Genomic DNA, 8,334 nt, shown 5'->3' with positions numbered 1-8,334 from the left:
CAGCAGGCAGCGAGCGGCTGCGGGCAAGGGATTGAAGCTGCGATCGCTCCTCGTCAGAGAGCGCCAACTCGACCTTCGGTCTGCCCATTCTCATCGCGGTATCTCCGGTTCCAAGATACCTCAATGGTATGCACGATTAATGCCAGAAAATAACGGGACGGGACACTAGCTGGGTGCGACCCGGGAAAGCCGCTTCCTCTTTCACTCCCTCCAGTGCTCTGCCACCCAGCCTGCAGGTTCGATATGGCGAAAACGCCGGTTTCGTCGGCCTGCCAATGCATCGGGAGGGTTGCATTCCCCATGAAAAATCACGATGCGCGCTTCCGGCGGCACGATCGGCGGCTTCCAATAATTGGAAGGCCATGCGGGAATGCAGTGGTATTTAAAGCTGGGACACCAGCCTGAAGGCCAGTACCGAAGCTTGCCCTGCTGGTGCAAAAAGTCAGACAGATAGGCTTGCTCGTTGCGGAATTTCTGGCGGACCAGTTCAAAGTGCCCGCGAAAGTACCCGAGAACGTCGGGGTGCGCCCCGATTTCGAATCGGTAGACCGAAGAGTTGCCCGTGATGCGCCAGGGCCGCTTGTAGTCGTGAATGATCAGAAACTCGCCGGGCTCTTGGAAGAATTCGTCGAGGCTGCCCGTGACCACCACATCCACGTCCAGGAACAGTGCGGTTCCGGATAGGCCATGCAAGTCGGCGCTGAAAGTGGCCAGCTTCGTCCAGCCACGTTCTGGAAGACCCGCAGGCAATTCCAGTGCCGGAATGGGCAGGCACTGCACCTCTGGCCGAATCTCTGCCGCGTCGTCCGTCAGACAGATAAACCGGAATTCGCCACGCAAATGGCGACGCACCATGGCGTAAAGCCGGTTCACATATTCGGGACCATATTTGGTTCCCCACTTCATGCAGATCACATGGCGCTCTTGCGCCCTGGCGGAGCCCATCAATCGGCCTGGCGCTTCTTGATGGATTTTTGCTTGGGCTTGGCGCGCTTGATTTGACCACCCGGTGTGAGTCGCTGGTTGCCCAGTACACGCAATTGCTTCACTTCAGGGCGCTGACCGCCGCGTTTGCTGAACTTGAGCACCTTCACGTCGCGTGGGCCGGGCATGCGGTCGTCATCGACGGCTCGCTCTTTGGGAGGCTGCGGGCGCCAGAGCACCAGCAGTTTGCCGATGTGCTGGATGGGCGCCGCATTGAGCTCGTCCGCCAGCTTTTGATAGGTCTGCTCACGTGATGCACGGTCGTCACTGAAAACACGTACCTTGATCAATCCATGCGCGTTGAGCGCGGCATCGATTTCTTTTTGAACGGCGGCTGTCAACCCATCGCCGCCAATCAGAACCACAGGGTCCAGGTGGTGGGCATTGGCGCGGTGTTCCCGGCGCTCTGCGGGAGTCAATTGAATTTGGGGCATGGGCCGTATTATCGAGGCAGGATGAAAACAAACACGAAAAGCAAGAAGGTGAACAAGGCGTGGTTGCATGACCACGTCAATGACACCTACGTCAAATTGGCCCAGAAGGATGGTTATCGCGCTCGCGCGGCCTACAAGCTCAAGGAAATCGACGAGCAGTTGGGACTGATCAAGCCAGGACATACCGTCGTGGATCTGGGCTCGTCACCCGGGGCTTGGAGCCAATATCTTCGAAGGCGCATGTCACCCGGCGGAGCAGCGGTGGGACAGCTGAATGGCACCATCATCGCTCTGGATCTGTTGCCGATGGAGCCTATCGAGGGAGTCATTTTTTTTCAAGGCGACTTCCGGGAAGAAGAGGTTCTTTCGCAATTGCAGCAGGCCGTACAGGGACGGCCGGTCGATGTGGTGGTTTCCGACATGGCCCCTAATCTGTCCGGAGTGGGGTCGGTGGATTCCGCTCGCATTGCCCATCTGATCGAATTGGCGGTGGAGTTTGCCGTCAACCACCTCAAACCGGACGGGACGCTTGTGGTCAAGCTCTTTCACGGCAGCGTATACGAACAACTCGTACAACTGTTCAAGGAAACGTTCAAGGTGGTCAAGCCCATGAAGCCCAAGGCTTCCCGGGATAAATCCTCCGAGACGTTTCTCGTTGGCATGGGGCTGAAAAAGCAGCCTTGAACGACCATGCGGGACAAAAATGATGGCTGTTTTCAACGTCGAGCGAGCTTCCATGAGGTTGACCATGGCTCCTGATGGGGTAAATCGAATAGCCGCCGACCTTGAAACGCCTAAAATGCGCCTTAAATGCGCTAGGACGTTTATGACACGTTCGTGGCGTTATCCCTCTTGCTTCTGGAGCCCCGCTTGAACAATCAGTGGTTTTCAAAAATTGCCGTGTGGCTGGTCATCGCCATGGTGCTTTTTACGGTGTTCAAACAGTTCGATACCCGTTCAGGCGCCAGTGCGGGCTCCGTCGGCTATTCGGAATTCCTGGAAGAGGTGCGCAGCAATCGCATCAAGAGCGCGACCATCCAGGAAGGGCAGGGCGGTACCGAGATCGTGGCGACCACTACCGATGACCGCAAATTGCGCACCACTGCGACCTATCTGGACCGCGGTCTGGTGGGTGACCTGATCAACAACAACGTCAAGTTCGACGTCAAGCCGCGTGAAGAGGGTTCGCTTCTCATGACCCTGCTCGTGAGCTGGGGTCCCATGCTGCTGTTGATCGGTGTTTGGGTGTACTTCATGCGCCAGATGCAAGGTGGCGGCAAAGGCGGAGCCTTCAGTTTCGGTAAGAGCAAGGCCCGGATGCTGGACGAAAACAGCAACCAAGTCACCTTCGCAGACGTCGCGGGCTGCGACGAAGCCAAAGAAGAAGTCAAGGAAGTGGTCGACTTCCTGAAAGACCCCCAGAAATTCCAAAAGCTCGGCGGCCGCATTCCCCGTGGATTGCTGCTGGTGGGCCCTCCTGGCACGGGTAAGACCTTGTTGGCCAAGTCCATCGCTGGTGAAGCGAAGGTTCCTTTCTTCAGCATCTCGGGTTCAGATTTCGTGGAAATGTTCGTGGGCGTGGGCGCTGCCCGTGTTCGCGACATGTTTGAAAACGCCAAGAAGAACGCCCCTTGCATCATCTTCATCGACGAAATCGATGCGGTGGGTCGCCAGCGCGGCGCTGGCCTGGGTGGTGGCAATGATGAGCGCGAGCAGACCTTGAACCAGATGCTGGTCGAGATGGACGGGTTTGAAACCAATCTCGGCGTGATCGTGGTGGCTGCCACCAATCGTCCGGACATCCTTGACGCGGCCCTGCTGCGTCCAGGCCGTTTCGACCGCCAGGTGTATGTGACGCTGCCGGACATTCGCGGCCGCGAACAGATCCTCAACGTGCACATGCGCAAGGTTCCCGTTGGTCAAGACGTGAATCCGAGCGTGATCGCCCGTGGAACCCCGGGCATGTCCGGTGCGGATCTCGCCAATCTGTGTAATGAAGCTGCCCTGATGGCCGCGCGCCGCAATGCACGCACGGTTGAAATGCAGGATTTCGAAAAGGCCAAGGACAAGATCATCATGGGCCCCGAGCGCAAGAGCATGGTGATGCCGGAAGAAGAGCGTCGCAACACGGCGTACCATGAATCCGGCCATGCCCTCATCGGGAAGCTGCTGCCCAAATGCGATCCTGTCCATAAGGTCACGATCATTCCCCGAGGCCGTGCCCTGGGTGTGACCATGAGCCTTCCAGAGAAGGATCGCTACAGCTACGACCGCGAGTTCATGCTCAACCAGATCAGCATGTTGTTCGGTGGACGCATTGCGGAAGAGGTGTTCATGAACCAGATGACCACCGGCGCCAGCAACGATTTCGAGAGAGCCACCTCGATCGCCCGCGACATGGTCACGCGCTACGGCATGACTGAAGCGTTGGGACCAATGGTCTATGCCGATAACGAAGGCGAAGTGTTCTTGGGCCGTTCGGTGACCAAGACCAATAACATGAGCGAGCAGACGATGGAAAAGGTGGACGGTGAAGTTCGCCGCATCATCGACGAGCAGTACGCTCTGGCGCGCAAGCTGATTGAAGACAATAGCGACAAGATGCACGCGATGGCCAAAGCGTTGCTCGAATGGGAAACCATCGACACCGAGCAGCTCGACGACATCATGGCTGGCAAGCCCCCACGGCCGCCCAAGGATTGGACACCTCGCACGCCTTCTTCTGGTGGCGATAACTCTGGCGGCGGTACTCCAGCGGTCACGACCGAGCCTGCTCCTTCTGCTGCTTGATCCGCGGCGAAAGCTGGCGTTGAAAATACGGGGCCTTTGAGGCCCCGTTTTTTGTATCCCTTTCATTCTCGTTCTCGACGTTATCTCCGGATTGTTCGATGCACTGGCAGACCACCCGATTCCAGATTGACCTGACGCGCCCCCAGGTCATGGGAATCGTCAATATCACGCCGGATTCCTTTTCAGATGGAGGCCTGCATGCCAGCACGGCAGCGGCCGTGCGGCATTGCGAGACTCTGTTGGAGCAAGGCGCTGACATTCTGGACATCGGTGGCGAGTCCACCCGTCCCGGGAGTCCAGCGGTATCTTTGGAAGAAGAATTGGCGCGGGTGCTGCCGCTGGTCCGCCTCGCCGTGGGTTTGAAGGTGCCTCTGTCCATCGACACGTATAAACCCGAAGTCATGCGGGCGGCGCTCGATCTGGGCGCAGACATCATCAATGACATCTGGGCCCTGCGCCAGCCTGGCGCTGCTTCGGTGGTGGCGGGGCATTCGGCTTGCGGAGTTTGCTTGATGCACATGCACCGTGATCCCCAGACCATGCAAGCCTCTCCGATGGAGGGAGATGTGGTGCCGCAGGTGCTATCATTTTTGAAGCATCGTGCCGTTGATTTGATTGCGCTGGGGGTCGAAAAGGCTCGGATTGTCTTGGACTGCGGAATTGGGTTCGGCAAGACGGTCGAGCAGAACTTTGCACTGCTGGCCAGTCAGCCCCTGCTTTCTGACGCGGGCTATCCATGGCTGGCCGGGTGGTCGCGCAAGTCTCCCTTGGGGGCCATTACCGAGCTGCCCGTGACCGCACGAATGGTTCCCAGCGTAGCGGCGGCTTTGTTGTCGGTAGAGCGCGGCGCGCGTATCGTGCGTGTGCATGACGTTCGCGAGACGGTCGCTGCGCTGCGGGTCTGGCAGGCAGCCCGTGTTTTCTCATCCCCATCCTTGCCGCCGCATGCGGAAACTTTTCAGACAGAGACACAAAAACCATGACACGTCGCTACTTTGGTACGGATGGCATTCGCGGCACCGTGGGGCAGGCGCCCATCACTCCCGATTTCGTGCTGCGGCTCGCTCATGCGGTCGGCCGTGTGTTGCGCCGAAAGGAAGAGCGGCCGACGGTGCTGATCGGAAAGGACACTCGCATTTCCGGCTACATGCTTGAAAGCGCGCTGGAATCCGGCTTCAACTCTGCTGGGGTCGATGTGGTTCTGCTGGGCCCTTTGCCAACGCCTGGGGTGGCGTACCTGACCCGTGCGCAGCGTGCCAGCCTGGGCGTGGTCATCAGCGCCAGTCACAACGCCTACCCTGACAACGGGATCAAGTTCTTCAGTGCCCAGGGGACCAAGCTGTCTGACGACTGGGAGATCGCCGTGGAGGCGGCGCTGGACGAGTCACCCGTATGGGCCGACTCTGCGTCACTTGGCAAGGCGCGGCGTCTGGAGGACGCCGCCGGCCGCTACATTGAATTCTGCAAGAGCACTTTTCCGCAGGATTTGACGCTCAAGGGCGTAAAAATCGTGGTGGATGCGGCCCATGGGGCGGCTTATCACATCGCTCCGAAAGTCTTCCACGAACTGGGCGCTGAGGTTCTGGCGATTGGCTGTTCGCCCGACGGTCTGAACATCAATCACCAGGTGGGCGCGACCCATCCCGAAGCACTGGTTCGGGCCGTGCGCGCCAACCATGCCCATTTCGGTGTCGCACTGGACGGTGACGCCGATCGGCTCCAGATGGTGGATGGTGCGGGCAGGCTCTACAACGGCGACGAGTTGCTCTATTTGATGGCCGCAGATCGCCTGGGGCGTGGCGAGCAGGTGCCTGGGGTGGTTGGCACGCTCATGACCAACATGGCGGTCGAGCTGGCGCTCAAGTCGCAAGGCGTTCAGTTCGTGCGGGCCAAGGTCGGTGACCGGTACGTGCTGGAAGAGCTGGCACGTCACCGTTGGCTTCTGGGCGGCGAAGGTTCCGGGCACCTGCTGGCTTTGGACCGCCATACAACCGGAGATGGCCTCATCAGCGCCTTGCAGGTGCTCCAAGCATGCGTACGCAGCGGATGCGGATTGCCCGACATGCTGGCTAACGTGCATCTCTTTCCGCAGGTGCTCCTCAATGTTCGGCTTGCGCCCGGGCAAGACTGGAAGAGCAATACGGTACTGGCAGATGCCTTGCGCTCCGTGGAGGCAACCCTCGGCGATACCGGGCGCGTGCTGATTCGCGCCAGCGGTACCGAGCCCTTGCTGCGGGTGATGGTGGAGGCCAGTAACGCCGAGCATGCGAACCAATTCGCGCAACAGCTGGCAGATGCGGCACGGGCGGGTTGAGCCTGTCCCTTTGAAGAGTGGGTCAGGGCGGGGAGTCCGAAACCGCCGAAGGTGGCGTAGTGTCCGCTTCGTCGGGGCCGGTCGGACTTGCGGCATGCCGCGGATTACGCTGATGGCGTCATTACAGATGACTCTGAGCGCCTGTGATCTCCAGATGCATCACGGCACCTGCGCCTCCCGAAGTTCAAGCCGTCGCTTTTTTCGTGTGATGCTGCCGCTGCAGCAGCGGCGTGATCTGGTTCGCAGGTAAAGGTTTGCTGAAGTAATAGCCCTGCGCTTCATCGCACCCTTGTTCGCGCAGGTAGGCCAGTTGTTCGCTTGTTTCGACGCCTTCGGCCGTGGTCCGGATGCCCAGTGCCTGCGCCATCCGGATGATGGCGCTGACAATCGCGCGGTCATTCGAATCGTTGCCCAGGTCGCGCACGAAGGACTGGTCGATCTTGAGTTTGTAGATCTGGAAGCGTTTGAGCTGGCTCAGTGACGAATACCCGGTGCCGAAATCGTCCATGGACATGCGCACGCCTCGGGCATGCAGCTGATCCATGGTGGCGATTGCAGAGCGGGGGTCATCCACGGCGACGCCTTCGGTCAACTCCAGTTCCAGCCGGTTCGCGCGCAGCGAGGTGCTGTCCAGGAGCCGACTGACCAGTTCCGGCAACTGCGGCTGGCGAAACTGCAGGGCCGAAAGATTCACGGCCATGGCCAGCCAGTCCATGCCCATGACATGCCAGGCTTGCAGTTGGTCCAGCGCGGTTTGCATGACCCACTCGCCAATCTGCAGGATCTGGCCGCTGTCTTCCGCAATCGGAATGAATTCCGCGGGGGATATGTTGCCCAGTTCAGGGTGTTCCCAGCGCAGCAGCGCTTCCACGCTGCGGATCTCGCCCGTGGCGATGGTGATCTGTGGCTGGTAATGCAGGTGCAGCTGGTTGCGCTCCAACGCGCGGCGCAGAGCGTTTTCCAGCAACAGCGCCCGTACCGACTGAGCCTGCATTTCTGGCGTGAAGAATCGGTAGGTGTTGCGCCCATCCAGCTTGGCCCGGTACATGGCCACGTCGGCGGATTGGGTGAGGGTGTCGAAATCTGCACCATCGTCCGGAAACAATGCGATCCCCATCGATGGCGCCATCGTGAGTTCGTGGTGGCCGATCTGATAGTGCTGCCGCGATGCCTCCTGCAGCTTGCCCGCCACCCGCGCAGCCCCGTGCGCGTTGGCCCCGGGGAGCAGCAGGATGAATTCATCTCCGCCCAGGCGCGATACGGTGTCCTTGTCGCGCACGACGGCACGCAGTCTCTTGGCGATTTCCACCAGCAATGCGTCGCCGACCCTGTGTCCCAGGGAATCGTTCACATGCTTGAAGTGGTCGAGATCCAGGAAGATGACTGCCAGGGGGGTGCCGCCTTCGCTGGCCGCGCGGATCGCGTGAAGGCTGCGCTCAGCCAGCAGTGTGCGGTTCGGCAGCCCAGTCAGTGGGTCGTAGTGGGCCAGCCAGTAGATTCTTTCCTGGTCGTGCTTGCGGTCGTTGATTTCGCGATGCAAGTTGTCCACCGTTTCGCTGAGCTGCCGGGTGCGTTCATGCACTTGGCGCTCCAGATCGGCATGCATGCGCGCCAGTTCGGCCTGCGCCTGGCGCTGTTCACTCACATCCATGGCAATGCACACCGAGCCGTTTTGCGGGCGCAGTTGCCCGGCGTCAACTATTCTGAGCGTCCGGCGTCAATTATCTTGAGCGGCGCGGTCGAGCATGTTCATTGAGTAGTTGTCGTCGCGCTGCGTTGCCGGCGAGCCGGCAACGCAGCGCGACGGCGGTA

6 protein-coding genes and 1 pseudogene are annotated in these 8,334 nt (G+C 59.8%); 4 read left to right on the top strand and 3 right to left on the bottom strand.

Annotation, left to right across the window (positions count from 1 at the left end; translation table 11 throughout):
• Positions 1–201: 201 nt before the first annotated feature.
• The gene (locus AVHM3334_RS23000; protein ID WP_349816645.1) at positions 202–945 is read right to left on the bottom strand and encodes a glycosyltransferase; all 744 of its coding nucleotides are present in this window, start codon (positions 943–945) and stop codon (positions 202–204) included.
• A complete protein-coding gene (locus AVHM3334_RS22995; protein ID WP_284415775.1) occupies positions 945–1,418 on the bottom strand; it encodes a YhbY family RNA-binding protein in 474 nt (157 codons plus the stop codon). The genes AVHM3334_RS23000 and AVHM3334_RS22995 overlap by 1 nt, the downstream gene beginning before the upstream one ends.
• Before the next feature lie 21 nt (positions 1,419–1,439).
• Between AVHM3334_RS22995 and AVHM3334_RS22990 the strand changes: the two genes are divergently transcribed.
• From AVHM3334_RS22990 to glmM, 4 genes are all read left to right on the top strand, one after another.
• On the top strand, positions 1,440–2,102 hold the full coding sequence (locus tag AVHM3334_RS22990) for an RlmE family RNA methyltransferase (protein WP_284415773.1): 663 nt from the start codon (positions 1,440–1,442) through the stop codon (positions 2,100–2,102).
• Between the two features lie 186 nt (positions 2,103–2,288).
• Positions 2,289–4,208 (top strand): ATP-dependent zinc metalloprotease FtsH, encoded by a 1,920-nt coding sequence (ftsH, locus tag AVHM3334_RS22985; RefSeq protein ID WP_284415772.1) that lies wholly within the window; start codon positions 2,289–2,291, stop codon positions 4,206–4,208.
• Positions 4,209–4,306: 98 nt separating this feature from the next.
• On the top strand, positions 4,307–5,191 hold the full coding sequence (gene folP, locus AVHM3334_RS22980; RefSeq protein ID WP_284415771.1) for a dihydropteroate synthase: 885 nt from the start codon (positions 4,307–4,309) through the stop codon (positions 5,189–5,191).
• Positions 5,188–6,522, top strand: coding sequence for a phosphoglucosamine mutase (glmM, locus tag AVHM3334_RS22975; protein ID WP_284415770.1), 1,335 nt, complete (start codon positions 5,188–5,190; stop codon positions 6,520–6,522). The genes folP and glmM overlap by 4 nt, the downstream gene beginning before the upstream one ends.
• A gap of 184 nt (positions 6,523–6,706) precedes the next feature.
• On the opposite strand, the pseudogene AVHM3334_RS22970 reads toward glmM, so the two are convergent.
• A pseudogene (locus tag AVHM3334_RS22970) lies at positions 6,707–8,200 on the bottom strand (putative bifunctional diguanylate cyclase/phosphodiesterase); the annotation flags it as partial.
• Between the last annotated feature and the right edge of the window lie 134 nt (positions 8,201–8,334).

It is taken from the genome of Acidovorax sp. SUPP3334, assembly GCF_030159055.1.
GTDB lineage: Bacteria > Pseudomonadota > Gammaproteobacteria > Burkholderiales > Burkholderiaceae_C > Paracidovorax.
The sequence above is the reverse complement of the archived record's forward strand: the minus strand, read 5'-3'. Positions and strand labels throughout refer to the sequence as shown.

Bases quoted from the DNA above. Each gene is read 5' to 3' on its own strand.
- glmM (WP_284415770.1), top strand. From the start codon at position 5,188: ATGACACGTCGCTACTTTGGTACGGATGGCATTCGCGGCACCGTGGGG.
- AVHM3334_RS23000 (WP_349816645.1), bottom strand. From the start codon at position 945: ATGGGCTCCGCCAGGGCGCAAGAGCGCCATGTGATCTGCATGAAGTGG.
- AVHM3334_RS22995 (WP_284415775.1), bottom strand. From the start codon at position 1,418: ATGCCCCAAATTCAATTGACTCCCGCAGAGCGCCGGGAACACCGCGCC.
- AVHM3334_RS22990 (WP_284415773.1), top strand. From the start codon at position 1,440: ATGAAAACAAACACGAAAAGCAAGAAGGTGAACAAGGCGTGGTTGCAT.
- folP (WP_284415771.1), top strand. From the start codon at position 4,307: ATGCACTGGCAGACCACCCGATTCCAGATTGACCTGACGCGCCCCCAG.